The sequence below is a fragment of the Antiquaquibacter metalliresistens genome, assembly GCF_029211225.1.
In the GTDB taxonomy this organism is placed as follows: domain Bacteria; phylum Actinomycetota; class Actinomycetes; order Actinomycetales; family Microbacteriaceae; genus Rhodoglobus; species Rhodoglobus metalliresistens.
In genome coordinates, this window is the sequence record NZ_JARGEM010000003.1 from 334,687 (window position 1) to 361,145 (window position 26,459).

At 70.6% G+C, this 26,459-nt stretch carries 25 protein-coding genes; 19 read left to right on the top strand and 6 right to left on the bottom strand.

Annotated features, from left to right (window positions below):
* Positions 1-51: 51 nt before the first annotated feature.
* Positions 52-1,563, bottom strand: a complete 1,512-nt coding sequence (locus tag PYV02_RS07225) for a S1C family serine protease (protein ID WP_275757630.1) — start codon at positions 1,561-1,563, stop codon at positions 52-54.
* Positions 1,564-1,807: 244 nt separating this feature from the next.
* On the opposite strand from PYV02_RS07225, the gene leuA reads away from it, so the two are divergent.
* From leuA to PYV02_RS07240, 3 genes are read left to right on the top strand one after another with little or no spacing between them, the layout of a single operon-like run.
* Entirely contained in the window at positions 1,808-3,568 is a 1,761-nt protein-coding gene (gene leuA / locus PYV02_RS07230; protein WP_275757632.1) for a 2-isopropylmalate synthase, read from the top strand.
* Between the two features lie 43 nt (positions 3,569-3,611).
* A complete protein-coding gene (locus tag PYV02_RS07235) occupies positions 3,612-4,430 on the top strand; it encodes an alpha/beta fold hydrolase (protein ID WP_275757635.1) in 819 nt (272 codons plus the stop codon).
* Positions 4,412-4,978, top strand: coding sequence for a TetR/AcrR family transcriptional regulator (locus PYV02_RS07240; RefSeq protein WP_275757636.1), 567 nt, complete (start codon positions 4,412-4,414; stop codon positions 4,976-4,978). The genes PYV02_RS07235 and PYV02_RS07240 overlap by 19 nt, the downstream gene beginning before the upstream one ends.
* Here PYV02_RS07240 and PYV02_RS07245 read toward each other — a convergent pair.
* The 3 genes from PYV02_RS07245 to PYV02_RS07255 are packed head-to-tail and all read right to left on the bottom strand — an operon-like array spanning position 4,965 to position 7,296.
* Positions 4,965-5,621 (bottom strand): trimeric intracellular cation channel family protein, encoded by a 657-nt coding sequence (locus PYV02_RS07245; protein ID WP_275757640.1) that lies wholly within the window; start codon positions 5,619-5,621, stop codon positions 4,965-4,967. The genes PYV02_RS07240 and PYV02_RS07245 overlap by 14 nt on opposite strands.
* 12 nt (positions 5,622-5,633) lie before the next feature.
* Positions 5,634-6,380: an SDR family oxidoreductase gene (locus PYV02_RS07250; RefSeq protein WP_275757642.1), complete on the bottom strand. Its 747-nt coding sequence runs from the start codon at positions 6,378-6,380 to the stop codon at positions 5,634-5,636.
* A 19-nt stretch (positions 6,381-6,399) separates the two neighbouring features.
* Complete coding sequence (locus PYV02_RS07255) at positions 6,400-7,296, bottom strand: RNA polymerase sigma-70 factor (RefSeq protein WP_275757644.1); 897 nt, start codon at positions 7,294-7,296, stop codon at positions 6,400-6,402.
* A 28-nt stretch (positions 7,297-7,324) separates the two neighbouring features.
* On the opposite strand from PYV02_RS07255, the gene PYV02_RS07260 reads away from it, so the two are divergent.
* The 15 genes from PYV02_RS07260 to PYV02_RS07330 all read left to right on the top strand — a co-directional run bounded on the left by PYV02_RS07260 (position 7,325) and on the right by PYV02_RS07330 (position 24,354).
* On the top strand, positions 7,325-8,125 hold the full coding sequence (locus PYV02_RS07260) for an SDR family NAD(P)-dependent oxidoreductase (protein ID WP_275757646.1): 801 nt from the start codon (positions 7,325-7,327) through the stop codon (positions 8,123-8,125).
* A gap of 36 nt (positions 8,126-8,161) precedes the next feature.
* Positions 8,162-8,890 carry a DNA repair protein RecO gene (gene recO / locus PYV02_RS07265; protein WP_275757647.1) on the top strand — a complete coding sequence of 243 codons (729 nt, stop codon included), beginning with the start codon at positions 8,162-8,164 and terminating at the stop codon, positions 8,888-8,890.
* A complete protein-coding gene (locus PYV02_RS07270; RefSeq protein ID WP_275757649.1) occupies positions 8,887-9,702 on the top strand; it encodes an isoprenyl transferase in 816 nt (271 codons plus the stop codon). The genes recO and PYV02_RS07270 overlap by 4 nt, the downstream gene beginning before the upstream one ends.
* 333 nt (positions 9,703-10,035) lie before the next feature.
* Positions 10,036-10,752: an NUDIX hydrolase gene (locus tag PYV02_RS07275; RefSeq protein WP_275757650.1), complete on the top strand. Its 717-nt coding sequence runs from the start codon at positions 10,036-10,038 to the stop codon at positions 10,750-10,752.
* Positions 10,718-11,995: a quinolinate synthase NadA gene (nadA, locus tag PYV02_RS07280; protein WP_275757652.1), complete on the top strand. Its 1,278-nt coding sequence runs from the start codon at positions 10,718-10,720 to the stop codon at positions 11,993-11,995. Before PYV02_RS07275 ends, nadA begins: the two co-directional genes overlap by 35 nt.
* Complete coding sequence (nadB, locus tag PYV02_RS07285) at positions 11,992-13,530, top strand: L-aspartate oxidase (RefSeq protein ID WP_275757654.1); 1,539 nt, start codon at positions 11,992-11,994, stop codon at positions 13,528-13,530. The genes nadA and nadB overlap by 4 nt, the downstream gene beginning before the upstream one ends.
* Positions 13,527-14,372, top strand: a complete 846-nt coding sequence (gene nadC / locus PYV02_RS07290) for a carboxylating nicotinate-nucleotide diphosphorylase (protein ID WP_275757656.1) — start codon at positions 13,527-13,529, stop codon at positions 14,370-14,372. Before nadB ends, nadC begins: the two co-directional genes overlap by 4 nt.
* Positions 14,369-15,496 carry a cysteine desulfurase family protein gene (locus PYV02_RS07295; RefSeq protein ID WP_275757658.1) on the top strand — a complete coding sequence of 376 codons (1,128 nt, stop codon included), beginning with the start codon at positions 14,369-14,371 and terminating at the stop codon, positions 15,494-15,496. The genes nadC and PYV02_RS07295 overlap by 4 nt, the downstream gene beginning before the upstream one ends.
* A gap of 13 nt (positions 15,497-15,509) precedes the next feature.
* Positions 15,510-16,556 (top strand): Gfo/Idh/MocA family protein, encoded by a 1,047-nt coding sequence (locus PYV02_RS07300; protein WP_275757660.1) that lies wholly within the window; start codon positions 15,510-15,512, stop codon positions 16,554-16,556.
* A 519-nt stretch (positions 16,557-17,075) separates the two neighbouring features.
* Positions 17,076-19,622, top strand: coding sequence for a helix-turn-helix transcriptional regulator (locus tag PYV02_RS07305; protein ID WP_275757661.1), 2,547 nt, complete (start codon positions 17,076-17,078; stop codon positions 19,620-19,622).
* A 63-nt stretch (positions 19,623-19,685) separates the two neighbouring features.
* The gene (locus tag PYV02_RS07310; protein ID WP_275757663.1) at positions 19,686-20,732 is read left to right on the top strand and encodes an aminotransferase class V-fold PLP-dependent enzyme; all 1,047 of its coding nucleotides are present in this window, start codon (positions 19,686-19,688) and stop codon (positions 20,730-20,732) included.
* A 74-nt stretch (positions 20,733-20,806) separates the two neighbouring features.
* Positions 20,807-22,192, top strand: coding sequence for a glycine--tRNA ligase (locus PYV02_RS07315; protein ID WP_275757665.1), 1,386 nt, complete (start codon positions 20,807-20,809; stop codon positions 22,190-22,192).
* A 212-nt stretch (positions 22,193-22,404) separates the two neighbouring features.
* Complete coding sequence (locus PYV02_RS07320) at positions 22,405-23,295, top strand: endonuclease domain-containing protein (protein ID WP_275757667.1); 891 nt, start codon at positions 22,405-22,407, stop codon at positions 23,293-23,295.
* Between the two features lie 258 nt (positions 23,296-23,553).
* The gene (locus tag PYV02_RS07325) at positions 23,554-24,201 is read left to right on the top strand and encodes a DsbA family oxidoreductase (protein WP_275757669.1); all 648 of its coding nucleotides are present in this window, start codon (positions 23,554-23,556) and stop codon (positions 24,199-24,201) included.
* Positions 24,202-24,213: 12 nt separating this feature from the next.
* Positions 24,214-24,354, top strand: coding sequence for a hypothetical protein (locus tag PYV02_RS07330; protein WP_275757671.1), 141 nt, complete (start codon positions 24,214-24,216; stop codon positions 24,352-24,354).
* On the opposite strand, the gene PYV02_RS07335 is transcribed toward PYV02_RS07330, so the two are convergent.
* A complete protein-coding gene (locus PYV02_RS07335; protein WP_275757673.1) occupies positions 24,351-24,776 on the bottom strand; it encodes a hypothetical protein in 426 nt (141 codons plus the stop codon). The two genes, PYV02_RS07330 and PYV02_RS07335, sit on opposite strands and share 4 nt — an antisense overlap.
* Entirely contained in the window at positions 24,776-25,252 is a 477-nt protein-coding gene (locus tag PYV02_RS07340) for an aminoacyl-tRNA deacylase (RefSeq protein ID WP_275757675.1), read from the bottom strand. The genes PYV02_RS07335 and PYV02_RS07340 overlap by 1 nt, the downstream gene beginning before the upstream one ends.
* Here PYV02_RS07340 and dusB point away from each other — a divergent pair, their 5' ends adjacent.
* Positions 25,253-26,419: a tRNA dihydrouridine synthase DusB gene (dusB, locus tag PYV02_RS07345; protein WP_275757677.1), complete on the top strand. Its 1,167-nt coding sequence runs from the start codon at positions 25,253-25,255 to the stop codon at positions 26,417-26,419.
* Positions 26,420-26,459 lie beyond the last annotated feature (40 nt).

Genomic DNA, 26,459 nt, shown 5'->3' on the forward strand with positions numbered 1-26,459 from the left:
CGCCCGCCCCGCCCTCTCGCGCCACAGGGCTGGCCGAGAGCCGTTTCGTCCCTACACGACCTGGAACGAGTTCACGATGTTCTCGAGCACGGTCGACTTGTCGAACTCCGAGACCAACTGGGCGATGACTGCGACGAGGTAGGTCTGCGTCGGATCGGTCGCGGCGAGCACGACGTAGTCGGCGGCGCCGCCGCATCCGGTCCACGAGTTGAACTGCCCCGTGTAGACGCCGTCCGAGTACGGCTGCGCGACATCCACCGGGGTGCACTCCGCGGAGAGGCCCTCCGAGAGCAGGGCGAGGGCGGCATCCACCGTCATCGCGCCGTACGCGGTCGCCGCGACGCTCACGCCGGGAACGCCCCACGTGCCGTCGTATCCCGCGCGGTCCGGCGTCGCGGTCACCGAGATCCAGTTGTTGCCCTGGGCATCGCTGAAGCCGGCGCCGTCGACGTCGACCCAGGTGTTGGGCACGGTGACCGAGACCGAACCCGTGTCGTCGGTGACGGTCACGAACGAGCCGATCGCCTCCTGCGACCCGCCGAGCACTCCCGAGGCCGTGACGGCGAGCGCGCTGCCGTTGATCTGACCTTCGAGCAGTTCGTCGGTCGACGGGCGGTACACGGTCACATCGATCGTCGCCGCGACGCCCTGCGTGCGGATGACCTGGCAGTAGTCCTCGATCGTGCCGCGGGCACCGAGGGTGATGCCGGCGAGGCTGATGAGCACGTCGCCGGCACCGATGCCCGCCTTGTCGGCGGGCCCACCCGCTTGCACTGACGAGACCCAGATGCCGTTGGCGGTGCCATCGTCCTCCGGGGCGAGCGCCTGCGCGTTGATGCCGAGCGAGAGCACGGGGCGCCCGGCCTTGAGGTCGTCGAGCACGCCGACCACCTCGTTGCGGTGGATCGCGTAGTTGTAGTCGAGCTCGTCATTGCCGGCGTAGTTCACACCGACCACTCGGCCGTTGTCGGCCACGAGAGGCCCGCCCGAGTTGCCGCCGCGGATGCGGGCATCATGCTCGATGACGTGATCGAGCGATGCCCACGAGTCGTTCTGCGGCACGTCCGCCTTGGAGACGATGCCCCGCGTGAGGGTGAAGTTGGGGTCACCGAGCGGGAAGCCCGCCGAGTAGACGTCGAGCGCGGTCTTGATCTCGCCCTCGTACCATCCCATGAACGGGTAGCTGCCCTGGTCGAGCTGGATCACCGCGAGGTCGAGGCATTCGGAAGCGCCGAGCACGGTGGCGTTGTACTGCTTCGCGGTGTCGCCGCCGACCCAGACCTTGAGGGTGCCGGCACCGACCACGACGTGGTTGTTGGTGACCGCGATCCCGCTCGGATCGATGATGAAGCCGGAGCCGCGTCCGGCGGTCTCCGAGGCCTGCGTCGTGCCCGGGTCGATGAACGTCCCCTGTGCCTGAATCTGGATCGTCGCCGACTGCACGTTCTCGAATCCCACCGGCGTCGGACCGCCGAGGGAGCAGGAGGAGAGGGCGAGGGTCGTCGCGACGACCATGGCCGCCACCGGGATCCGGCCGCGAGCGCTGCGCTGTGTTCTGGACATGCGAATTCCTTCCATGGCGGAGTGCACCTGACTCCGGGCCGATCACAGTGTCGTGCCCCCCGAACGGGCGTGCCGAGAGCCGCTCACCCTAGTTCTGCACTTCTGGGGTGCCGTGAGGGTGCTACCCTGAATCCGTGTTCTCAGGTCTTCTCCTTCTTCGCTGCCGCGACGAGTCCTAACCCAGGCCTCACTCGTCGCGGAGTTCGTCATCGGCCGACCCACCCACGACGAAAGCGTTAGGACCATGAAGAACACACAGACGGCTTCTGCAATGCCGATCCACCGGTACCGCCCGTACCGCGAAACTCTGGGCATCGATCTGCCCGACCGCACCTGGCCTGCGAAGCAGATCACGGTCGCCCCGCGCTGGTGCGCCGTCGACCTGCGCGACGGCAACCAGGCCCTCATCGACCCGATGAGTCCCGAGCGCAAGCGCATCATGTTCGATCTGCTCGTGCGCATGGGCTACAAGGAGATCGAGGTCGGCTTTCCGTCGGCGAGCCAGACCGACTTCGACTTCGTGCGCTCGCTCATCGAAGAGGACCTCATCCCCGACGACGTGACCATCCAGGTGCTCACGCAGGCGCGCGAGGAGCTCATCAACCGCACGTACGAGTCGCTCAAGGGCGCCAAGCGCGCGATCGTGCACCTCTACAACTCCACGAGCATCCTGCAGCGCGAGGTCGTCTTCCGCACCGACAAGCAGGGCATCGTCGACATCGCCCTCAACGGGGCGCGGCTGTGCAAGGCGGCCGAGCCGATCGCCGCGGGCACCGAGATCTTCTACGAGTACTCCCCGGAGAGCTACACGGGCACCGAGCTCGAGTTCGCCCTCGAGGTCTGCAACCAGGTGCTGGAGGTCTTCGAGCCCACCCCGGAGCGCAAGGTGATCATCAACCTGCCGGCGACGGTCGAGATGGCCACCCCCAACGTCTACGCGGACTCGATCGAGTGGATGTCGCGCCACCTCAACCACCGCGAGAACGTGATCCTGTCGCTGCATCCCCACAACGACCGCGGCACCGCGGTGGCGGCGGCGGAGCTGGGCTACCTCGCCGGCGCCGACCGCATCGAGGGCTGCCTGTTCGGCAACGGTGAGCGCACCGGCAACGTCGACCTGGTCGCGCTCGGCATCAACCTGTTCACGCAGGGCATCGACCCGCAGATCGACTTCAGCGACCTGGACGAGATCAAGCGCACCGCCGAGTACTGCAACCAGTTGCCGGTGCCGGAGCGCAGCCCGTGGGCGGGCGACCTCGTCTACACGGCGTTCAGCGGATCGCACCAGGATGCGATCAAGAAGGGCTTCGAGGCCATGGAGGCCAGGGCCGAGGCCGAGGGTGTCTCGGTCGAGCAGCTCGAATGGGCGGTGCCCTATCTGCCCGTCGACCCGAAGGACCTCGGTCGCGGCTACGAGGCCGTCGTGCGCGTGAACTCGCAGTCGGGCAAGGGCGGCGTGGCCTACCTGCTCAAGGCCGACCACAACCTCGACCTGCCGCGCAAGCTGCAGATCGAGTTCTCCGGTGTCGTGCAGGCGAAGACGGATGCCGAGGGCGGCGAGGTCACCTCCGACCAGCTCTGGGAGATCTTCCACGACGAGTACCTGCCGGCGCACGAGGCCAGCGAGAAGTGGGGGAGGTTCGAGCTGTTGTCGACCGCGACCTCCAGTGACCTCTCGGGCACGGTGAACCTCGACATCCGGTTGCGGATCGGCGACGAGATCGAGTCGCTGTCGGGCACCGGCAACGGGCCGATCGCGGCGTTCCTCGGCATCATGCAGCGCCAGGGCGTGGAGGTGAAGCTCTACGACTACGTCGAGCACGCGCTCAGTGCCAGCGGAGATGCCCTCGCCGCCGCCTACGTCGAGCTCAACGTCAACGGCAAGCGCCTGTGGGGTGTCGGTATCGACGCCGACATCTCGACGGCCTCGCTGAAGGCCGTCGTCTCGGCGGTCAACCGCGCGGTGCGCAGCGAGGTGGGGGAGCGGGAGCTCGTCGAGGCCTGATCGGGTTTGCGGTCATGTGGCTAAAGCTATTAGCATTAGCCACATGACCGACACACTGCATCTGGAGCGGCCCTCCGGCCGTCTCGCCTATGACGACCGCGGCACCGGCCCGCTCGTCATCGCCATGACCGGGATGGGCGCTCTGCGCTCGCAGTACGACGCGCTCGCCGATGCGCTCGTCGCCGCCGGCTACCGCATCGTGACCGTCGACGCGCGCGGCTTCGGTGAGTCGAGCGCCGACTGGAACGACTACCGCAAGCAGGCCCTGGCGGAGGACTACCTCGCCCTCGTGCACCACCTGGATGCCGGGCCCGCCGTACTCGTCGCCAGCTCGTACTCCGCGGGTGCCGCGACCACAGCGGCGGTGCTCGAGCCCGCGAGCGTGCGCGGCATCGTGCTGCTGGGCGGTGTCATCCGCACGGTGCCGCCGGGGTTCATGGGGCGACTGATGCTGCGCATCGTCGCCTCCGCACCCGGGCGCCTGCTGTGGCGACCGTACTACAGCGGCCTCTACCCCTCGGTGAAGCCCGAGGGCTTCGCCGAGCACCTCGACGTGCTCACCGCGAACCTCAAGGAGCCAGGGCGCTGGGCCGCGCTGGGGGCGATGCTCGCCTCCGACAACGCGGCGACGGACGCCCTGGTGGACCGGGTCGCCGTTCCCGCGCTCGTGATCTACGGCGACAAGGACGCGGACTTCCCGGATGTCGCCGCCGAGGTCGCCTACGCGCAGGAACGATTCGCGGGCCCGACCGAATCGCTGATCCTGCCCGGTCTCGGCCACTATCCGCACGCGGAGCGCCCCGACCTGGTGCTGCCCGTCATCGTCGAGTTCGTGGAGCGCACGTGCCGCGCGCTGGCCTGAGCGCGGCATCCCTCGTCGAGTCGGCTGCGGCCCTCGCCGACGCGGGAGGATACGAGTCGCTCAGCCTCACGACCCTCGCCGACAGCGTGGGAGTGCGACCGCCGTCGCTCTACAAGCACATCGCCAGCCTCGACGACCTGCGGGCACGCCTCGCACTGCACGCGTACCGGGAGATCGGCGCGCTGCTCAGGGCGGCGCTCGAGGCACCGGGCGATGCGCTGGCGAACCTCGCCGCCGCCTACCGTCGGTTCACGCTCGAGAGACCGGGGCTCGCCATGGCCCTCGTGCGCGCTCCGGCGGGAGACGACGAGCTCACACGCGCGGCCGCCGAGGTCACCGAGCCGCTGTTCGCGCTCGTGCGCGGGTACGGCATCCATGATCCGGATGAGCTCGTGCACCAGGCGCGCATCCTGCGCAGCGCGCTCCACGGCTTCGTCTCCCTCGAGGCGGCGGGCGGCTTCGGCCTCGCGCAGTCCCTGGACGCGACGTTCGAGCGCCTCGTCGCGGCGCTCGACGTGGGCCTGAGGGCGGCGGCTAGCGCCGCCTGATGCGCGGGAGCTTCTGGATCGCCTTCTGCTCCGGCAGCGACCAGTTGAACAGCACCGCGAGCACGCGCACGCCGAAGGTGATCGCCACGCACACGGTCGCCGCGATGAACACGGGCACGCCGAGCTCGAGCAGAACGACGAGCGAGCTCGTGCCCGCGACCGCAGCGACGGCGTAGAGCGACCCGACGTGCATGAGCGCGATCGGGCGGTTCAGCAGCAGGTCGCGCAGGATGGAGCCGCCGACCGCGGAGAGCACCCCGACGAAGATCGACGGCACCTCCGGAAGCCCGGTGGCGAGGGCCTTGGTGGTGCCGATCGCGCCGAACAGCCCGATCGTCAGCGCGTCGAGGACGTTGACGAGCGGGCCCATCCGCGCGATGAGCCGTTCGAGCAGCATGCCGACGAGCGCGGACGCGGTCGCGACGACGAGGTACCAGTTGCTGGTGAGCGCCGCCGGCACCTCCGCGAGCAGCACGTCGCGCAGGATACCGCCGCCGAACCCGGTCGCGATGCCGATGATCGCGACCCCGAGCAGGTCGAGTCTGCGGTCACGGAACTGGGCCGCGAACAGCGCGCCCTGCACCGAGCCGATGCCGACGGCCAACAGGTCGGCCCACAACGGGATCACGAAGAGCGGGGTCACCGCTCATTCGTATCACGCCCCGGCCCGCGCCTCGCGCTTCGCGAACTCCTCGAAGGTCTCCCGGCCGAAGCCCGGCAGGCCGGTCATGTGTGCGCCGTCGCGGAAGGTGCGGATGGTGCGTCCGAACAACGGGATGGTCCACACCGGCTTGCGGGTGCCGGCGTGGCGCTGCCAGGTCGCGATGGCATCCTTCAGGCGCAGCTGCTCGGGCCCGGCGATGTCGGCGACGCGCCCCGCGGGCTCGCCGAGCGCGAGGTCGGCGAGCCGCTCGGCGACCTCCTCGACGGCGATCGGCTGGTCGGGGGCGTCGATGGCGAGGATCACCGGCAGCCGTCGCTGCAGCGTCACGAACCCGCTGAGGAACGAGTGGAACTGGCTGGCCCGCAGGATCGTGAACGGGATGCCGGAGCCCTCGATGAGGCGCTCGCTGGCGAGCTTGGCGCGGTAGTACGAGTACGGCACCACGTCGACGCCCACGATCGAGATGTAGACGAGGTGCCGGACGCCGGCCGCGCGGCTCGCCTCGACGAGGTTGCGGGTCTGCGTGACATCCTTCGAGCCCGCCGTGGTCGCCAGGTGCAACACGGTGTCGACGCCGACGAGCGCCTCGGCGAGCCCCTCGCCGGTGGTGAGGTCGCCGACCGCCCGGTCGGCTCCGGGGGTGCGGCTGAAGACGCGCACGTCGCGTCCGGCGGCGCGCAGCAGGGCGACGGTGGGGCGACCGAGGGTGCCGGTGCCGCCCGTGACGAGGATGGTCATGGTGTCCTTTCGCAGAGGTTCACCAGGTACGACTGGACAGCTCCTCGGAATGTGACAGGGCGTGGTTCGCGAACCACGCGAGCTTGTTCGGGTTGAGCACGATGAGCAGCCGCCGCACCCCTTCGGGGCCCACCTCGACCGTCCAGAGCGCGACGGGCTCGCCGTCGCGGGTGCCGAGCATCGCGGTCTCGCCATTGACGACGACGGCGCTCGTCTCGATGCCCTGGCCGAACTTCTCGAGCACGCCGAGGATGAACTGCGCCACCTTCGCGCGACCGGTCACCACCCTGCGGGCCGCGCCGACGACGCCTCCGCCGTCGGAGATCGACTCCACGTCGTCGGTGAGCGTCGCCTCGAGGCTCGCGAGATCACCGGACTGTGCGGCGCTCAGGAAGGCGGCCAGCAGTCGGTCCCGCTCGGCGGCGGTCACCGCGCCGGCCCGCTCGCGCTCGAGGTGGGCACGGGCGCGCGAGGCGAGCTGCCTCGCGTTCGCCTCGCTCGTCTCCAGCACCTGCGCCACCTCCCGGAACGGGTAGGCGAACGCCTCGTGCAGCACGTAGGCGGCGCGCTCGGCCGGGCTCAGGCGTTCCAGCAGCAGCAGCATCGCGAGGGAGAGCGCCTCGGTGGTCTCGGCGCCGAGCTCCGGGTCGGTCGCGGTCGAGACGGGCTCGGGCAGCCAGGGGCCCACGTAGACCTCGCGGCGCGCGCGGGCCGAGTCCAGGGCGGTGAGGGCGAGCCGGGTGGTGATCGTCGCGAGGTAGGCGGCGGGCTCGCGCACGGCATCCCCATCGGCGGCGTCCCAGCGCAGCCAGGCGTCCTGCACGACGTCCTCGGCCTCCGTCGCCGAGCCGAGCATGCGGTAGGCGATGCCGAACAGTCGCCCCCGGTGCTGCTCGAAGATCTCGACGGATGCCACGTGCCCATTCTGCCTCTACGCTCGGATCATGTTCGAGGTCGATGGAGCCGTCGTGCTCATCACGGGTGCCGCTCGCGGCATGGGTCTGCTGTATGCACGTCGCGCCGTCGCCGCCGGTGCGAAGGCCGTCGTGCTGTGGGATGTCGACGCCGCGCTGCTCGCCGAGGTCGCCGCCGAGCTGGGACCGACCGCGCACCCGATGGCCGTGGACGTCGCCGATCTCGCGGCGATCGAGGCCGCCGCGAAGCGTGTGCGCACCGAGATCGGAGCCCCCGGTCTGCTGATCAACAACGCCGGCATCATCCGCGGCAAGCTCTTCGTGGAGCACGACCAGCGCGCCGACATCGCCGCGACGATGGCGATCAACGCGCTCGCACCGATGCACATCACGCGGGAGTTCCTGCCGGGGATGCTCGAGGCAACGGGGGAGAGCCGCATCGTGAACATCGCCTCGGCCGCCGGTCTGGTCTCCAACCCCAGGATGAGCGTCTACAGCGCCTCGAAGTGGGCCGTGGTCGGCTGGAGCGACTCGCTGCGGCTCGAACTGCGCGGCAGCGGCATCCGCGTGACCACGGTGTGCCCGAGCTTCATCACGACCGGCATGTTCGAGGGGGCGAAGGGGCCGCGATTGACGCCGCTCATGTCGCCCGAGACGGTCGTGGCGCGGGTGTGGAAGGCGATGCTGCGCGGCCGGCCGCTGCTGATGATGCCGGCGATGGTGCACGTGGCGAAGTTCACCAAGGGCGTGCTGCCGCTGCGAGCGTGGGATTTCGTGGCAGGCCGCATCTTCCGCACCTACAACTCGATGGACGAGTTCACAGGGCGGTGACGGCTCCCCGACGGTGGAGGAGGGGATACTGGGTAGGTGCCGACCTACCGTGACGAAGCCGTCGTGCTGCGCACCCACAAACTGGGTGAAGCGGACCGCATCGTCACGATGCTCTCCCGACAGCACGGCAAGATCCGCGCCGTCGCCAAGGGCGTGCGCCGCACCGGGTCCCGATTCGGGTCCCGGCTCGAACCGATGATGGTCGCGGACATCCAGTGCTACGTCGGTCGCTCCCTCGACATCGTGCAACAGGCCGAATCGCTCGGCAGCTACGGCGCCGAGATCGCCGACGACTACGCGAGCTACACCGCCGGCAGCGTCATGGTCGAGACCGCGGACAAGATCACGGATGACGACGGCAGCCTGCAGCAATACCTGCTGCTGGTCGGCGCCCTGCGCTCGCTCTCGCGCCGGGAACACCACCCCAGCCTCACGCTCGACTCCTACCTGCTGCGCAGCCTCGCGATCGCGGGCTGGGCGCCGAGCTTCGTCGACTGCGCGGTCACCGGCGCGCCGGGGCCTCACACGGTGTTCGTGCCGCAGCTCGGCGGCGTGGTCGCCGACGAGGTGGCGCCACCCGGCGCGCCGCGACTCGACCTCGACACCCTCGCCCTGCTCGGTGCGCTCATCGAGGGCCGGTGGCCGGATGCCGAGGCCGCCGACGAGCGTCACCGCAACCAGGCCAGCGGCGTGATCGCCGCCTACGCCCAGTTCCACCTCGAGCGCAGCCTGCGCTCCCTGCAGCACGTGGACCGCAGCGCGTGAGCGACGGCCGGGTGCACGTCGCCAAGACCCACAAGAACGCCGTCGACTTCAAGCCGATCGACTGGACCGGTGTGTATCCGCCCGAGCTTCCCAGGGGCGCCGTGCCCGACCACGTCGCGATCGTCATGGACGGCAACGGACGCTGGGCCAACGGTCGGGGCCTGACGCGCATCGAAGGGCACAAGGCCGGGGAGGCGAGCCTGCTGGATGTCGTGGCCGGCGCCATCCAGATCGGGGTCAAGCACCTGAGCGTCTACGCGTTCTCCACCGAGAACTGGAAGCGCTCGCCCGAGGAGGTGCGCTTCCTCATGGGCTACAACCGCGACGTGCTGCACCGCCGCCGCGACCAGCTCAACGACTGGGGCGTGCGCATCCGCTGGGCCGGGCGTCGACCGCGGTTGTGGGGCTCGGTGATCAACGAACTGCAGTTCGCGGAGCGGCTCACCGCGCACAACTCCACCCTCACCCTGACGATGTGCGTCAACTACGGGGGCCGCAACGAGATCACGGATGCCGTGCGGGCGATCGCCGAGGACGTCGCCGCCGGACGGCTGAAGCCCTCCGGCATCTCGGAGAAGAGCATCCAGAAGCATCTCTACGTGCCCGACCTGCCCGATGTCGACCTGTTCGTGCGCAGCTCCGGCGAGCAGCGCACGAGCAACTTCATGCTGTGGCAGAGCGCCTATGCCGAGATGGTGTTCCTCGACACGCTGTGGCCGGATTTCACGCGCGAGCAGCTGTGGGAGGCGATCACGATCTACGCCCAACGCAATCGCCGCTTCGGCGGCGCGATCGACGCACCGAGCGCCTGAGGGGTGTGGCCCGCCCCGTGCGGGGGGCACGGTGATGATTGCGCGGGTGAGGTGAGCGCGAAGCGCCGCCGCGCGGCGCGGGCGTGCTCTTTACTGGGGACTCCGGGAGTTCTTCAAGGGCCCCCCAGGTTTGGTGGAACTCCCGGAACCCGGGTTCCGTCTGGCTCATCGCACTTCGGGTGTGCGTTGCAGCGAAACGGATGGCACCTGCACGGTGGTCGCTCATCGGGTAAATGCGCGACCACCGTGCCTCTCCGCCTCGAATTGGGGTGCAGATGACCAGAACTGCTAAGATCAGTTCAAGTCACTCTGACACTTACTGATCGGCGGGCCATGGAGCGGCAACCTCAGGACATCGCGGTCGCGGTGTCGACCGTGATCTTCGCGCTGCGACCTCACCCCACCACCGGGCTCAGCGCGCCGTGGATCCCCGTCGTGCGCCGCATCACCCAGCCGTACCGCGAGCGCTGGGCCCTCCCGGGTGGCTGGGTGGGCACGACCGAGTCGCTCGAGGATGCCGCGGCCCGCAACCTGCTCGAGACCACCGCGCTGCAACCGACCTACCTCGAGCAGCTCTACGCGTTCGGCGAGGTGGACCGCACGCCGACCGGGAGGGTGATCTCGATCGTCTACTGGGCACTCGTGCGGCCCGAGCAGGCCGAACGCACCGCCGAGGGCGACAACGTGCGGTGGTATCCCGCCGATGACCTGCCCGAGCTCGCCTTCGACCACAACCTCATCGTCGAGTACGCCCTGTGGCGCCTGCGCACCAAGGTGGAGTACAGCCGGATCGCGCACGCCTTCCTGGGCGAGGAGTTCACACTCACCGAGCTGCGCCAGGTGTACGAGGCGGTGCTGCGCAAGCCGCTGGACCCGGCGAACTTCCGTCGGCAGGTCGAGTCCTCCGGCGCGGTCGTGCCCACCGAGACGAAGGTCGCGGGCGGGCGGCATCGACCGCCGCGGCTCTACCGCTACGACCACAGCATCCAACTCGTCGACAACGGCCCGCTCGGGCATGACACGGCAGGAGGCATCCGTGCCCTCGATTGACACCATCATCGCGAACGCGCCCGGCGCCACGTGCGCGCCCGAGCTGGCCGAGGGGCCGTGGGTCTTCGATCTCGCCGCCCCCGGCTACGGACCCGGCGCCTCGATGGGCGACGTGATCCCCACCGGCGCGCCCCGCCAGGGCGCCCTCCCCGTGGAGTATCAGCGCGCCACGAACGAGGAGCTGCACGAGCGCATCCGCGCGGCGAAGCGGATGCTCGGCGATCGCGTCGTGGTGCTCGGGCACTTCTATCAGCGCGACGAGGTGGTGCAGCACGCCGACTTCCTCGGCGACTCGTTCCAGCTCGCCAACGCCGCCCAGACCGTGCCCGATGCCGAGGCGATCGTGTTCTGCGGCGTGCACTTCATGGCCGAGACCGCGGACATCCTCGCTCGCGACGGCCAGAGCGTGATCCTGCCGAACCTGGCCGCCGGATGCTCGATGGCCGACATGGCCGACATCGACTCGGTGGAGGAGGCGTGGGAGCAGCTGTCGGCGATCTACGGCACTGCGCCCGACGCCGACGGCAGGGTGCCGATCATCCCCGTCACGTACATGAACTCCTCGGCCGCGCTGAAGGGCTTCTGCGGCCGCAACGGCGGCATCGTGTGCACGAGTTCCAACGCCGCCACGGTGCTCGAGTGGGCATTCGAGCGCGGGCACCGCGTGCTGTTCTTCCCCGACCAGCACCTCGGGCGCAACACCGCGAAGGCGATGGGGGTTCCGCTCGAGCGGATGCCGCTGTGGAATCCGCGCAAGCCGCTCGGCGGCAATTCGGCCAGCGAGCTCGAGAACGCGCGCGTCGTGCTCTGGCACGGGTTCTGCAGCGTGCACAAGCGCTTCAGCGTCGACCAGATCGCGCGGGCGCGGGCCGAGCACCCCGGGGTGCGGGTGATCGTGCATCCGGAGTGCCCGATGGAGGTCGTGGATGCCGCGGACGAGGCGGGCTCCACCGACTACATCCGCAAGGCCGTCGCCGCGGCGGCCGAGCCCACGACCTTCGCGATCGGCACCGAGATCAACATGGTCAACCGGCTGGCCGCCGAGTTTCCGCAGCACGGGATCTTCTGCCTCGACCCGGTGGTGTGCCCGTGCTCGACCATGTACCGCATCCACCCCGGATACCTGGCCTGGGTGCTCGAGGAACTCGTCGCCGGGCGCGTCACGAACCGCATCTCGGTGCCGACGGAGGTCGCCTCCGACGCCCGGGTGGCCCTCGAGCGGATGCTGGCGGCCCGCCCATGAGGGTCGTCGTCGTCGGCACCGGCATCGCCGGGCTGATCACCGCCTACCGAGCCAGCAGGCACCACGAGGTGGTGCTCGTCACCAAGGCGCAGCTGGCCGAGAGCAACACCCGCTACGCGCAGGGCGGCATCGCGGCGGCGCTGTTTCCTGACGACAGTGTCGCGGCGCACGTCGCGGACACGCTGCGCGCCGGCGCCGGCCTGTGCGATCCGGTGGCCGTCGAGGTGCTCTGCGGCGAGGGTCCACAGCGGGTCCGCGACCTGATCGCGCTCGGCGTGGAGTTCGATCGCACGGGCGGCGAGCTGGCGCGCGGGCACGAGGCGGCGCATTCGGCGCGCCGGGTCATCCATGCCCGCGGGGATGCCACGGGCCTCGAGATCGAGGTCGCGTTGCTGCGCGTCGTGCGCTCGCTGGCCGTGGAGGTGCACGAGCACACCGCGATGATCGACCTCGTGCTCGAGCAGGGCCGGGTCGTCGGAGTCGACGTGCTCGCCCGGGACGGCGGCCGCCGCATCCCCGCCGATGCCGTGGTGCTGGCCGGCGGCGGCGCCGGCCAGCTCTATCGCCACACCACCAACCCGGCGGTCACGACCGGAGACACGGTCGCGGCCGCCTGGCGCGCCGGAGCGGAGCTCGCCGACGTGGAGTTCGTGCAGTTCCACCCGACCGCCCTCGCGGTCGAGGGCAACCCGCTTGTCTCGGAGGCGGTGCGTGGCGAGGGCGCCGTGCTGCTCGACGAGCGGGGTCGGCGCTTCATGCGCGACCTGCACCCGGAGGCCGAACTCGCACCGCGCGACGTCGTCGCCCGCGGCATCGCCGCCGCGATGGCCCGCCAGGGCGGCAGGCCAGTGCTGCTCGACGCGACGGGACTCGGCGCAGCGCTGCTGGCCACGCGCTTTCCCGGCATCACCCGGGTGACCGCCGCGCACGGCTTCGACTGGTCGCGCGACCCGGTGCCGGTGACCCCCGCCGCGCACTACTGGATGGGCGGCATCCGCACCGACATCTCGGGGCGCACCTCGCTTCCCGGTCTGTTCGCCGTGGGGGAGGCCGCCTGCACCGGTGTGCACGGCGCCAATCGTCTGGCCTCGAACTCGTTGCTCGAGTCGCTGGTGTTCGGATGGCGTGCCGCGGATGCGCTCGGCCTCGACGACGACCCGCTGCCGACGGGCCGACCGACCGTGCTGCGGCCGCTCGACCCGGTTCGCGATGGCGACGTGCCGTTCGAGCGGGCGCAGCTGCAGGAGCTGATGTGGCGTGAGGTCGGGCTCATCCGCACGGCGGATGGGCTGCGGGCGGCGGCGCGGACGCTTGCGCAGTGGCGGACGCCCGGTGACGACCACGCCACCGTCGAGCAGGCGGAGGACCGCAACCTCCTCGACCTCGCGAGGCTCATCGTCACCGCGGCCCTGCAACGGGAGGAGTCCAGGGGAGCGCACTCCCGCGCCGACTTCCCGGCGACGAACGGCGAGTCCGGGCGGTCCACCGCCTGGGTGCAGCCCGCGCACCGTCCCGTGCTGGAGGTGGCGCGATGAACGCCCAGACCGACGCGCTCATCCTCCGCGCGCTCGAGGAGGATGCTCCGTGGGGCGACATCACCTCGGAGGCGTTTCTGCCCGCCACCGCCCGCGCCGTGGCGACCCTCGTGCCGCGGGAGCCCGGCACGCTGAGCGGCATCGAGGTCGCCGCCCGGGTGTTCGCCCTCGTCAACGAGGAGATCGTCGTCGAGCGGTTCGCGGAGGACGGCGACGTCTTCCGGGCCGGGACGGCGCTCGCGCGCATCACCGGCTCGGCGCGGTCGGTGCTGCGCGCCGAGCGGGTCGCTCTGAACCTCGCGCAACGGATGAGCGGCATCGCGACCCTCACCGCCCGCTACGTGGACGCCGTGCGCGGCACCGGCGCGCGCATCGTCGACACCCGCAAGACCACGCCCGGGCTGCGGATGCTCGAGCGCCAGGCCGTGCGCGACGGCGGCGGGCGCAATCACCGCTTCTCGCTCTCGGACGCGGTGCTGGCCAAGGACAACCATCTCGCGGTGCTCGCGGCTCAGGGCATCCCGATCGACGAGGCGATTCGCACGGCGCGCGCCCACATCGGCCACACCGCACACCTCGAGGTGGAGGTCGACCGGCCGGAGCAGATCGAGCAGGTGGTCTCGGCGGGCGTCGACACGATCATGCTCGACAACTTCACCCTCGATGAACTGCGCGAGGGAGTGCGCATCGTGGCCGGCCGCGCGCTCGTGGAGGCCAGCGGGGGTGTGAACCTCGACACGGTCGCGGCGATCGCGGCGACGGGCGTCGACGTCATCTCCGTCGGGGCGCTCACCCACAGCGCGCGCGCCCTCGACCTCGGCCTCGACATCGAGGTCGCGTGATCTACCTCGATGCGGCCGCGACCACCCCCGTGCGTCGTGAGGTGCTCGAGGCCATGTGGCCCCATCTGACGGGGGAGTTCGGCAATCCTTCGAGCAGCCACGAGCTCGGCGAATCGGCGGCGGCGGCGCTGGCGGCCGCACGCACCGCGGTCGCCGCGCGATTCGGGTGCCGCCCCTCCGAGGTGGTGTTCACCTCGGGCGGCACCGAGGCGGACAATCTCGCCATCAAGGGGATCGCGCTCGCCGTCCCGCGCGGCCGGCACCTCGTGGTGAGCGCGATCGAGCACGAGGCCGTGCTCGCCTCCTGCGACTACCTCGCGCGTCATCACGGCTTCGAGGTCACCGTGGTGCCCGTCGACCGGGAGGGGCTGGTGGATGCCGCACAGCTAGCCTCGTCGCTGCGCCCCGACACCACCCTCGTCAGCATCATGCTCGCCAACAACGAGGTGGGCACGATCCAACCGGTCGCCGAGCTCGCCCGCCTCGCCCGAGCGGTCGGAGCGCGCTTCCACACCGACGCCGTGCAGGCGGCGGGCTCGATCGAGGTGAACCTCGGCGCGCTCGGCGTGGACGCGCTGAGCGTGTCGGCGCACAAGCTCGGCGCGCCCAAGGGCATCGGCGCGCTGCTGCTGCGCTCCGGGGTGCCGGTCGAGCCGCTCATGCACGGCGGTGGGCAGGAGCGGGGGCGACGCTCGGGCACGGAGAACGTCGCCGGGGCGGTCGGGTTCGCCGCGGCGCTCGCATCGGCGCGCCCGTCGGCATCCGTGGAACTGCGTGACGCGTTCATCCGGCAGGTGCTCGAGGCGGTGCCGGGGACCCTGCTCACCGGCTCCGACCGGCAGCGACTGCCGGGGCACGCGTCGTTCTGCTTCCCGGGCACGAGCGGGGAGGCAATCCTGCTCGAACTCGGGCGTCGCTCGATCGTGTGCTCCTCGGGGTCGGCCTGCGCCGCGGGCAGCGACGAGCCCTCCCCGGTGCTGCTGGCGATGGGCTACGCGCCGGAGGTGGCTCAGACCGCGGTGCGGTTCAGCTGGGATGCCGACACCACGCCCGAGCAATTGCGCGACGTCGTACGGGCCCTCGTCGAGTCCCACGCCGCCGTACGCGGGATCGGCGTGCGCTGACTAGGCTTTGCGGATGCCCACCACCACTGTCATCCGGGCCGGGATCATCGGGTTCGGATTGTCCGGTCGCGTCTTCCACGCGCCGTTCCTGGCGACCAACCCCGCCTTCCGCATCGACCTGATCGCCACGAGCGATCCGCAGCGGGCCGCCGACGCGGCCGCGCAGCATCCCGGCGCCACGATCGTCGGAACCCCGCAGGAGCTGCTCGCCCGCGCCGACGAACTCGACCTCGTGGTGCTCGCCTCACCGGCGCACACGCATCTCGAGCAGGGCCTCGCCGCGCTCGAGGCCGGTGCGCACCTGGTGATCGACAAGCCGTTCGTGCCGACCGTGCTCGACGCCAAGAAGCTCATCGCGAAGGCGGAGGAGCGTGGGCGGCTTCTGGCGGTGTTCCAGAACCGGCGGTGGGACGGCGACTTCCTCACGGTGCGCCGGCTGGTCGAGGAGGGGTGGCTCGGCGACGTCCACCGCTTCGAGTCCACCTTCGAGCGCTGGTCGGGGCCGGCGCAGGATCGCTGGCAGGACACGACGACCGTCGCGCAGGGTGCCGGGATCGTCTACGACCTCGGCAGCCACCTCGTCGACCAGGCGCTGCAGCTCTTCGGCCCCGCCGAACTCGACCAGGCCGAGGTGCGCACCGTGCGACCGGGGTCGATGAGCGACGACGACGCGTTCATCTCGCTGCTGCACGCCAGCGGGGTGCGCTCGCACGTGACCGTCAGCCGCGTGGCCGGCCAGAGCGGACCGCGCATGCGCGTGCTCGGCTCCGAGTCGGCGTACACGGTCTCCGGGCTGGACAATCAGGAGCCCTTCCTTCGCGAGGGGCGCTGGCCCGGTTCGCAGGGCTACGGCGTCACTGCGCAATCGGAGTGGGGCCGGCTCGGCCTGGGCGAGGCGCTCGAGCCCGTGCCCACGGAGGCGGGGGACTACCCGGCCTTCTACGCGGGAGTCGCGGCGAGCATCCTCGAGGGTGCGCCGTCGCCGGTCGACCCGAAGGAGGCGCTCGAGGTCGTGCGCATCCTGGAGCGCGCGCACGCGCTCAGCCAAGCGATGTCATAGCCCCACGATGTCTCCACATCGGGGGGCAGCGGGGTGAACGGGCGGATGAGCGCCGCCGATTCGGTCGGCGATCGTCGCGGCATCTGGTTCCATGGCCACGGCGCCGACCTCGGGAGTGCCGACACGCCGGACCGCCGGTGCGCAATGTCCCCCACATCTCGCGCCCGGTTCATCGGTCGCAGTATCCCGGTGGGGTCAGGTCGAGTCCGCGGTCGGCGCCCCGCACCAAGGGGCGGGCCCCACCCGATGGGGCCCGCTTCCGCTGGCCCCCGATCGAGTCGCACTCAAATACGTCACAGGGTTTCGCACAGCGGGTGATGGAGCGGATGAGCCCGCTTCGGTTTAGGGGTACAAGCGGCGCGGCTTGTGCAGAGTCGCCGACATGATGAGTGGCACCCACTTAGCGTAGTAATGCCCGAAGCGATATCGCGGAGTCGCCACTACATGTCCTTAGGACGCAACCACAGTACGGCCGGGGGGACGCACTGGGGCATTCCCCCGGTCGGTCCGCGGCTCGTAGTGCCCGCGCGCGCGGCACAGGAACTGGATCGCTGGATCGCCTCGACCGAGACCATGCTGCGCGTCTGCGCCCCCCGCGGGTGGGGCAAGACCAGCGCCGTCGCGGCGTGGCTCACCGAACGCGCGGGACCGGAGCCCGTGGTCTGGGTCGGGGGGAGCCTGCTCTTCCGCAACTGGGGCCAGGTCATGCTCGCGTTCGCCGACGGCATGCACGATCTCGGGCTGATCGACGCCACGACGCGGCAATCGATCACCGACACGAGCCAGCTCTACGTCGCCCTGCAGCGCCTGGAGGCACCGATCATCCTCGTCATCGACGGCGTCGACGAGCTCACCCCGTCTGCCCAGCTCGAGGTGATCCAGCGGGAGGCCGCGCGGTTCCCGATGCTGCGGCTCATCGGGATCGGATCCGGCGGAGCCCAGGCGCACACCTCGGACGACCTGAGCGTGCCCCCCGCGTGCATCGGGCGGAGGGAACTGGCCTGGACGGATCGGGATGCCCGTGCCGTGCTCGGCGACCTCGCGCTGGCCTCGGTGCCGCGCATGCGCATGGATGACCTCATCCGGGTCTCCGGTGGGCACCCGGCCGCGATCATGCACTACTTCCGCCGAGGGTTCGACGACGAGCACTCCGCCTCGCCGGGGGGCTGGAGATCGCGCTATCTGCTGGAGCGCGTGTCGCAGGCGCGCGATCCGGGCGGCGCGCGGCGCACGATGCTCGCGCTCGCGCAGTTCATGTCACTCCCCGAGCGCTGGCTGCACCTGCTCGGGGTGCCGGAGGCCTCGCGACTGCTGCCCTGGTTGCTCTGCGAGGGCCTCATCGAGCGATCCGTCGCGAACGGCCTCGAGATCGTACGCCTGAGCCGCGAGGACCGTCTCGCGCTCGCCGCCGTCGAGCCACCGGCGGGCTCCGCGGTGAGAGCCATGCACGCACGGGCCGCCGAGGTCTTCTCGACGCTCGGTCTTCGGGCCGAGACGGTGCACCACCTCGCGACGGCAGGGCGACTGCGCGAGGCCATCGAGCTGATGAAGGCCCCGCCGCGCCGGGGCGAACGCACGCCGGCGCTCTACGACCTGCGCGACGCCGTCGCGGCCATACCGGTCTCCGAGCTCGCCTCCGATCCGCACGTGCACGCGATCGCGGTGGTCCTGGCGCACGTACCGCCGGTGACAGATCCCCGCGAACGGGCCGGGCTCGAGACATCGCTGCTGGCCATCCCGCGGGATCGGGTCGGGGCGCTGCCGCCGGAGTCCCGTGCCTACGTGGCCGCCGCCGCCGTCACGGTGCTCAACGGGCGCGGGCGGTACTCGGAGGCCCGGAGATTCGGCGGCGCGCTCGCGGCGGAGCTGCAGGCGATGCCGTGGCCCGAACTGCGCACGATCCGCCGTGCCGCGGCGGTGCTCTGGGTGGCACAGGCGGAGGCCGAGCTGTCGAGCGGCCACGTGCGACCCGCGGCCGCGCTCGCGCAAGCGAGTCTCTCCGCGACCGACGACCCGGGGATGGGGTTCGTGGAGCTGCACGCGGCGGCGGTCGCCGCGGCATCCGCTGCGATCGAGGGCGACTTCGGGCACGCCTCGGCCCTCATCGATCGCGCAGAGACGAATCAGCGCCGGGGCGGCTGGCCCTTCTCGACGAAGCTGCGCATCCTGGGGTTCGCGCGGGTGCTCGTCGCCAGCGGCGAAGTGGATCCGGCGGCCATGCGCTCCGCAGCCGAGTCGTTCGGTGATCGCCGCGACCGCGCCGACGGATGGTGGACGGTCGCGCACGTGGCACGGGCGTACGCGCATCTGTTCGACCGACAACCGGTGCGGGCGCTCGCCGAAGCCCGGGCGGTCGGCCGATTCGTGGGCGCCGCCGGCGTCCCGCACATCGTGCGGGGACTCATCGCCGCCGCGATGGTCGACGCGCTCAACCTGCTCGGCCGGCCGGGCGCCGCGATGACCGTGCTCGACGACGTGGAGGAGACCGCGGAGCACGCATTCTGTCAGGGTGCGCGACGCGCGACCTCCGCGCTGCTGCTCGGCGATGCCCGCCGCGCGCTCTCGGTCACCGACGACTGCATGGCGCTGGGGGCGAAGCACGTGACGCGCACCCTGGTGCCCGTGCTGCTGCGTCGCGCCATCGCGCAGGATCAGCTCGGCATGACCAGGGCCGCCGACGTCACCTTCGCCGACTCCCTTGCCCACCTGCTCGCGATGCCGAGCCGCGCACCTTTCCTGAACCTGCACTCCGAACGGCTGGACCCGCTGTGGCACCGGCTCGAGCGCGACAACCCCGCACTGGCCGAGGTGACGCAGCGTTTCCGCGCCGTGCCGGAGTCGGTGCCGACGACGCAGCCCGTTCCGGTCGCGTTGTCGCCGCGTGAGGTGGAGATCGTGTCGATGCTGCGCACGGGGGAGACGATCGCCGAGATCGCGGACCGTCTCTTCCTCTCGTCCAACACGGTCAAGTCGCACGTGCGCAGCATCTACCGCAAGCTCGACGCGGGCAATCGCCGCGAGGCGCTCGACGCGGCCGACGCCCTCGGCATCGGTCGCGGGCGCTGAGCCGGTCCAGGGCTACCCGATCGGCACCTTGTCCGTCGCGGACGCGGGGTGGATGCTGGGGCCATGACCTCATCCGCGCTCGCCGCCGCGATCGCCCAGTTCCCCTCCGCGCGCGGATACCTCGCCGTCGCCTCGATCGGCCTGCCGCCGCTGAACGCGGTGGAGGCACTCACCGCGGACCTCGCGGCCTGGGCGGCGGCCGACCGCGATCCGCAGGGCTACGACCCGATCGTCGCCCGCACCCGCGCGTCGTACGCGTCGCTCGTCGGGGTGCCCGAGTCGCAGGTGGCGATCGGGTCGCAGACCTCGGTGCTCGCGTCCATGGTGGCGGCGGCCGTGCCGGAGGGGGCCGAGGTGCTCCTGCCCGACGGCGACTTCTCGTCGATCATGTTTCCCTTCGAGCAGCGGTCGGGCATCCGCACCCGGGTCGTGCCGCTCGAGGCGCTCGCCGAGTCGATCACCGACGAGACGTGGCTCGTGGCGTTCTCGCTCGTGCAGTCAGCGACCGGGGTGGTGGCCGACACGGCCGCGATCCTGGTGGCCGCCGAGCGCACCGGTGCGCGCACGCTGTGCGACGTCACGCAGGCCGCCGGGGTGCTGCCGGTCGACGCGGCTCGATTCGACGTCACCGTCTGCCACGCCTACAAGTGGCTGTGTGCGCCGCGCGGTGTCGCCTTCATGACCGTCACCGACGATTTCGGCGAGCTCATGACCCCGACCCAGGCCGGCTGGTACGCGGGGGAGGACCCGTGGAAGAGCGTGTACGGGCCCGAGATGCACCTGGCCCGCGATGCGCGACGCTTCGACGTGTCGCCGGCCTGGCAGGCGTGGGTGGGCGCCGAGCAGTCGATCGCACTGTTCGCAGGCCTCGACATCGCGGAGGTGTGGGAGCGCACCACCTCGCTCGGCGACGCGCTCTGCGAGGGCGTCGGCATCCCGCCGCAGGGCCAGGCGATCGTGACCTGGCCGGATGCCTCGGGCCACGACCTGCGCAGGCTCATCGACGCGGGCATCCGTGTGTCGGGCCGCGCCGGGCGGCTGCGTGCGTCGTTCCACCTGTGGAACGACGAGCGCGACGTGGAGGCGGTGCTGCGCACCCTCGGTCACTGAGCCGCCGAAGCGTCGGTAGGCTTGTGAGGCCTTCGCCGGGCATCCAGCTCGGCCGACACGACACAGGAGCGCTCTTGGCCACCCCCAGCAATCTCGACGCCGTCATCAACCTCGCCAAGCGTCGGGGGTTCGTCTTCCAGTCGGGAGAGATCTACGGCGGCTCCCGGTCCGCGTGGGACTACGGGCCGCTCGGCACCGCGCTCAAGGAGAACATCAAGAAGCAGTGGTGGCAGACCGTCGTGCAGGGTCGCGACGACGTCGTCGGCATCGACTCCGCGGTGATCCTGCCGCGTCGGGTGTGGGAGGTCTCCGGTCACGTGGAGGTATTCTCCGACCCGCTCGTCGAGTCGCTGCACACCCACAAGCGGTATCGCGCCGATCACCTGCTCGAAGCGTACGAGGAGAAGCACGGGCATCCGCCGGCCAATGGCCTCGCCGACATCCGCGACCCCGACACGGGCCAGCCCGGCGCCTGGACGGAGCCGCAGAACTTCTCGGGCCTGCTGAAGACCTTCCTCGGCCCCGTCGACAACGAGGAAGGCCTGCACTACCTGCGGCCCGAGACCGCGCAGGGCATCTTCGTGAACTTCGCCAACGTGATGGGTGCGGCGCGGATGAAGCCGCCGTTCGGTATCGGACAGGTCGGCAAGTCGTTCCGCAACGAGATCACGCCCGGCAACTTCATTTTCCGCACGCGCGAGTTCGAGCAGATGGAGATGGAGTTCTTCGTCGAGCCCGGCACGGATGAAGAGTGGCACCAGTACTGGATCGACGAGTCCATGCGGTGGTATCTGGATCTCGGCATCAACCCGGAGAACCTGCGGCTTTTCGAGCACCCCAAGGAGAAGCTGTCGCACTACTCCAAGCGCACCGTCGACATCGAGTACCGGTTCCGCTTTCAGGGCAGCGAGTGGGGCGAGCTCATGGGTGTCGCCAATCGCACCGACTTCGACCTGAAGACCCACTCCGAGGCATCCGGCACCGACCTGTCGTATTTCGATCAGACCAAGGACGAGCGCTGGATCCCGTACGTGATCGAGCCCGCGTTCGGGCTCACGCGCGCGCTGATGGCCTTCCTCATCGACGCCTACGCCGAGGATGAAGCCCCCAACGCCAAGGGCGGCGTCGACAAGCGCACGGTGCTGCGCCTCGACCGCAGGCTCGCGCCCGTGAAGGTGGCCGTGCTGCCGCTGTCGCGCAACGAGCAGCTCTCGCCGCTCGCTCGCGGGCTGGCCGCGGACCTGCGCAAGCTCTGGAACGTCGACTTCGACGACGCCGGCGCCATCGGCCGCCGCTACCGCCGTCAGGACGAGATCGGCACGCCGTTCTGCGTCACCGTCGACTTCGACTCGCTCGACGACGAGGCCGTGACCGTGCGCGAGCGCGACACGATGGAGCAGGAGCGCATCCCGATCGCCGCCCTGCGCGCCTACCTCGCCGAGCGCCTCATCGGCGCCTAGGCCCCCGCGCCCCCTGGGTTCTCGCAACTCATGGTTTGAGGTCCGACCCGCCGACGATCTGCTCGCGTCGCGCGTGTCATCCTCGCAGACCATGAATTGCGAAGGGGGGATGCCGCGGGCCGACTGTTCCTCCACAGCCTGCGTGACCTGCACTTACACCCGTCCTTCCCTCGCCCGGGGTCGCGGCCACCGGGGTGCCGTCAACCTGGAGCATGTCGGTTCGCTCGGCGCTCATCGCGTGGCAGGGGGCCGCGACACGGCGTGAGCTGCTTGCATCCGGACTCACGGTCACGCAGCTCGCAGCCGGTGTGAACTCGGGCGCGGCGATCCGCGCTCGCCGGGGTTGGTACGTGCTCCCCGACGCGGAGGAGGCGCTCGAGCAGAGCGTGCGAGTCGGTGGACGGATGGCGTGCCTCACGGCGCTGCGCTCGTTCGGGGTGTGGGTGCTCGACGACGGGCGGCTGCACGTGCATGTGCCGGAGTCGGGGAGCCGGCTCCGCTCGCGACACGACCGTTCCGCGCCGCTCGGCGATCGGATCGCGGCCGGGACGTGTGTCCACCGCGAGCGGGTCTCGCACATCATCCTGTCGACGAGACTGCGGGTCTCGCTCGAGGAGGCACTCGCCGAGGTGGTCGCTCACGGCGATCGGGAGCGTGCGCTCGTCGCGATCGACTCCGCGATGAACCGCGGCCTTCTCACGACGGACCGGATGGTGTCGCTCTTCGACAATCTCCCGGCGAAGTACCGTGCGTGGCGGCACGACGTGGACCCGGCCGCCGAGAGCGGTATCGAGTCGATCGTGAGGCTGCGGATGAAGGCCGCCGGCGCGACCCCGCAGTCGCAGGTTCGACTGGCCGACGGCATCCGTGTCGACTTCCTCGTGGGGGACCGGCTCGTCATCGAGGTCGACGGCCGCGCGCATCATGCCGACCCGGCGGCCTTCGAGCGGGATCGCCGTCGCGATCTCTATCTCAAGGCGTTCGGCTACGAGGTCCTGCGGCTGAGCTACGCGCAGGTCATGGACGATTGGTCGAGCGTCGCAGCCGCGCTGGCCCGAATCCTCGACCGCGGCGACCACCGCTTCCGCCGCGCGGGCGCCTGACCGCCCCGGTGCGCTCTGCTCCCGTGCTTCCCGGTGCTTCCCGGTGCCTCCCGGTGCGCAACTCATGGGATGGCGCGTGACACGCCGCTCTGCCGCCCTCCCCGCGGAGTGTCGCACGCCATCCCATGAGTTGCGGCAGCCATGAGTTGCGACAGCCATGAGTTGCGGCATCCGCGGGGTGCGACACCTACCGGATTCCGGCAGCCGCCTACCGGCGGCGGGGCGGAATACCGGCGGTCGCCACGCGTTGAAGTCAAGGTGAACAGTCCCATCAAGGTCGACATCTGGTCAGACGTGCAGTGCCCCTGGTGCTTCATTGGCAAGCGCAAGTTCGAGGCGGGAGCGGCCGCGGCCGGCATCCCGGTCGAGGTCGAGTACCACTCCTTCGAGCTCGCACCCGACACTCCCGTCGACTACGAGGGCACGCCGGTGCAGTACCTCTCCGAGCGCAAGGGCGTCGCTCCGGAGCAGGCGAAGGCGATGATCGACCGGGTGACCGGCATCGCGAACGCGGTGGGCCTCGACTACGACTACGAGCACATCCACCAGACCAACACGGTCATCAGCCACGAACTGCTGCACTTCGCCAAGTCGAAGGGCCGCCAGCTCGAGGTGAAGGAGCGCCTGCTGAAGGCGTATTTCCTCAACGGCGAGCACGTCGGCCGCATCCCGGATCTCGTCGAGATCGCCGTGGAGCTCGGCTTCGACCGCGACGAGGTCACCGAGGCGCTCGAGAGCCATCGGTTCTTGGCCGACGTCAAGGCCGACATGGCGCAGGCGCGCGAGTACGGCATCAACGGGGTGCCGTTCTTCGTGTTCGAGGGCAAGTACGGGGTGTCCGGTGCGCAGGAGGCCGAGACCTTCGCTAACGTGCTCGCACAGGTCCAATCCGAGAGAGACGCCTAGAACATGGATGCCATGACGGCCCCACTGCCCGTGATCAAGCTCGAGGCGCTCGGCGATCCCGGCGCGGCGGTGTGCGAGGGCGACTTCTGCGCCATCCCCGACCATCACACCCAGGCGGTCGTCAACCGCCTGCTGGACGACGACGACGTCTAGCCGCGCGCGAGGTCGATGATCTCGGCCGCGGTCGCGTCGGGCGAGATGCGACGCGCGAGGGATGCCCGCACCCGGGTCAACTCCGGAACCTGCGGCCGCGGGGTCGCCTGCGTCGCGCCCGCGCCGGGGTTGAACCGCTTGTTCACCATGGCGCCGAGCACGGCGCCGAACGCGAAGCCGATCGGCAGCACGATGAGGTACAGGAACGGCGGGGCTCCGGTGAGCACGCCGAGTCCGAGCACGACCCCGACGCCGAGCACGGCACCGATGACGATCGCGACCCACCAGCGTTGTGCGCGGGCGGTCGCGGCATCCCACGCCCGCTGGGCGACGAGCGCGGCACGAGCCTCCTCGCGCGGTGCGGGCGAGACCCAGAGCCGGCCCTCGTAGCGGAAGACGTTGGGGTGATCCTCGAGCCCCATCAGTCGCTGATGTCCGCGACGGTGGCGTCGAATCCGCGCACGAGATCGTCCGTGGACACCCACAGGCTGTAGCCGTGCTCGCCGGCGCCCATGGAGACCCGCCCCGCGATGGCGGCGTCGGCGAACACGGGCCACGCCGTCGTCGAGCCGAACGGCGTGATGGTGCCGCGCTCGTAGCCGGTGGCATCGAGAGCGACCGCGGCATCCGGCAGCTGGAGCTTGTTCACGCCGACCACCGCGCGCAGCTTGGCCCACGAGATCTGCCGGTCGCCCGGGATGAGGGCGAACAGGAACGTGCCGTCGTGCCGCTTGACCACGAGCGACTTCACGATCTGCGCCGGGGTGATGCCCTGCAGGGCTGCGGCCTCCTCGAGGGAGGAGGCACGCGGGCGCTTCACGATGTCGATCGGGATGCCGCGGGCCGCCGCATCGGCCGCGACCCGGTCTCGGCCGGGAATGTCTGGGAGAATCGTCACGTGACCATTCTCGCCGCTGCGCACTCAAGCGTGGCCCCCGCGCTGCGCATCGGGCCGCTCGAGCTCGATGTGCCGGTCGTGCTCGCGCCCATGGCCGGCATCACGAACACCGCGTTCCGGCGGCTGTGCCGCGAATACGGCGCCGGGCTCTACGTCTCCGAGATGATCACCAGCCGGGCCCTCGTCGAGCGCACACCCGAGTCGATGCGGCTCATCACGCACCACGAGTCGGAGACGACGCGCAGCATCCAGCTCTACGGCGTCGACCCGAAGACGGTCGCCGAGGCGGTGACCATGCTCGTCGCGGAGGATCGCGCCGACCACATCGACCTGAACTTCGGATGCCCCGTGCCCAAGGTCACCCGCAAGGGCGGCGGTGCGGCACTGCCGTGGAAGCGCGACCTGTTCCGCGACATCGTGGAGGGTGCGGTGAAGGCGGCCGGCGACGTCCCACTCACGGTGAAGATGCGCAAGGGCATCGACGCCGATCACCTCACCTATCTGGAGGCGGCGAGGGCCGCTCAGGGCGCCGGGGTGGCGAGCATCGCGCTGCACGCCCGCACGGCGGCCGAGTTCTACTCCGGCACCGCCGACTGGTCGGCGATCGCCAGGTTGAAGGAGACGATCACCGACACTCCGATCCTCGGCAACGGCGACATCTGGAGCGCCGACGACGCCCTGCGCATGGTCGCGGAGACCGGATGCGACGGGGTGGTCGTCGGTCGCGGCTGCCTCGGTCGCCCGTGGCTGTTCGGCGACCTCGCCGCGGCCTTCCGCGGTGAGTCCCGCAAGGCGGAGCCCACGCTCGGCGAGGTCGCCGACGCCTTCAAGCGGCACGCGGAGCTGCTCGTCGAGTTCTTCGGCGAGGAGGATCGGGCCTGCCGCGACATCCGCAAGCACGTGGCCTGGTACTTCAAGGGCTACGCGGTCGGCGGCGATCTGCGTGCGGCGCTCGCGACCGTGCACGACCTCGCCCAGCTGGACGAGCTGCTAGCGCAGCTCGACCGCGACCAGCCCTACCCCGGGGCGGACGCGGAGGGCCAGCGCGGCCGAGCCGGCACCCCGAAGAACCCGAGCCTGCCGCAGGGTTGGCTCGACAGCCGCGAGTTGCAGGAGACGCACCGGGACGAGTTGTACGACGCGGAGGTTAATACAAGTGGCGGGTAAGGCTAATGCCCGACGAAGCACAGCTTCGTCGGCGCTGGCG

Excerpts from the sequence above, each read along its gene's own strand:
- nadA (WP_275757652.1), top strand. The coding sequence starts at position 10,718 with ATGACACGGCAGGAGGCATCCGTGCCCTCGATTGACACCATCATCGCG.
- nadC (WP_275757656.1), top strand. The coding sequence starts at position 13,527 with ATGAACGCCCAGACCGACGCGCTCATCCTCCGCGCGCTCGAGGAGGAT.
- PYV02_RS07320 (WP_275757667.1), top strand. The coding sequence starts at position 22,405 with ATGTCGGTTCGCTCGGCGCTCATCGCGTGGCAGGGGGCCGCGACACGG.
- PYV02_RS07310 (WP_275757663.1), top strand. The coding sequence starts at position 19,686 with ATGACCTCATCCGCGCTCGCCGCCGCGATCGCCCAGTTCCCCTCCGCG.
- nadB (WP_275757654.1), top strand. The coding sequence starts at position 11,992 with ATGAGGGTCGTCGTCGTCGGCACCGGCATCGCCGGGCTGATCACCGCC.
- PYV02_RS07330 (WP_275757671.1), top strand. The coding sequence starts at position 24,214 with ATGACGGCCCCACTGCCCGTGATCAAGCTCGAGGCGCTCGGCGATCCC.
- PYV02_RS07250 (WP_275757642.1), bottom strand. The coding sequence starts at position 6,380 with ATGACCATCCTCGTCACGGGCGGCACCGGCACCCTCGGTCGCCCCACC.
- PYV02_RS07275 (WP_275757650.1), top strand. The coding sequence starts at position 10,036 with ATGGAGCGGCAACCTCAGGACATCGCGGTCGCGGTGTCGACCGTGATC.
- PYV02_RS07335 (WP_275757673.1), bottom strand. The coding sequence starts at position 24,776 with ATGGGGCTCGAGGATCACCCCAACGTCTTCCGCTACGAGGGCCGGCTC.
- PYV02_RS07300 (WP_275757660.1), top strand. The coding sequence starts at position 15,510 with ATGCCCACCACCACTGTCATCCGGGCCGGGATCATCGGGTTCGGATTG.
- leuA (WP_275757632.1), top strand. The coding sequence starts at position 1,808 with ATGAAGAACACACAGACGGCTTCTGCAATGCCGATCCACCGGTACCGC.
- PYV02_RS07260 (WP_275757646.1), top strand. The coding sequence starts at position 7,325 with ATGTTCGAGGTCGATGGAGCCGTCGTGCTCATCACGGGTGCCGCTCGC.
- PYV02_RS07235 (WP_275757635.1), top strand. The coding sequence starts at position 3,612 with ATGACCGACACACTGCATCTGGAGCGGCCCTCCGGCCGTCTCGCCTAT.
- PYV02_RS07225 (WP_275757630.1), bottom strand. The coding sequence starts at position 1,563 with ATGTCCAGAACACAGCGCAGCGCTCGCGGCCGGATCCCGGTGGCGGCC.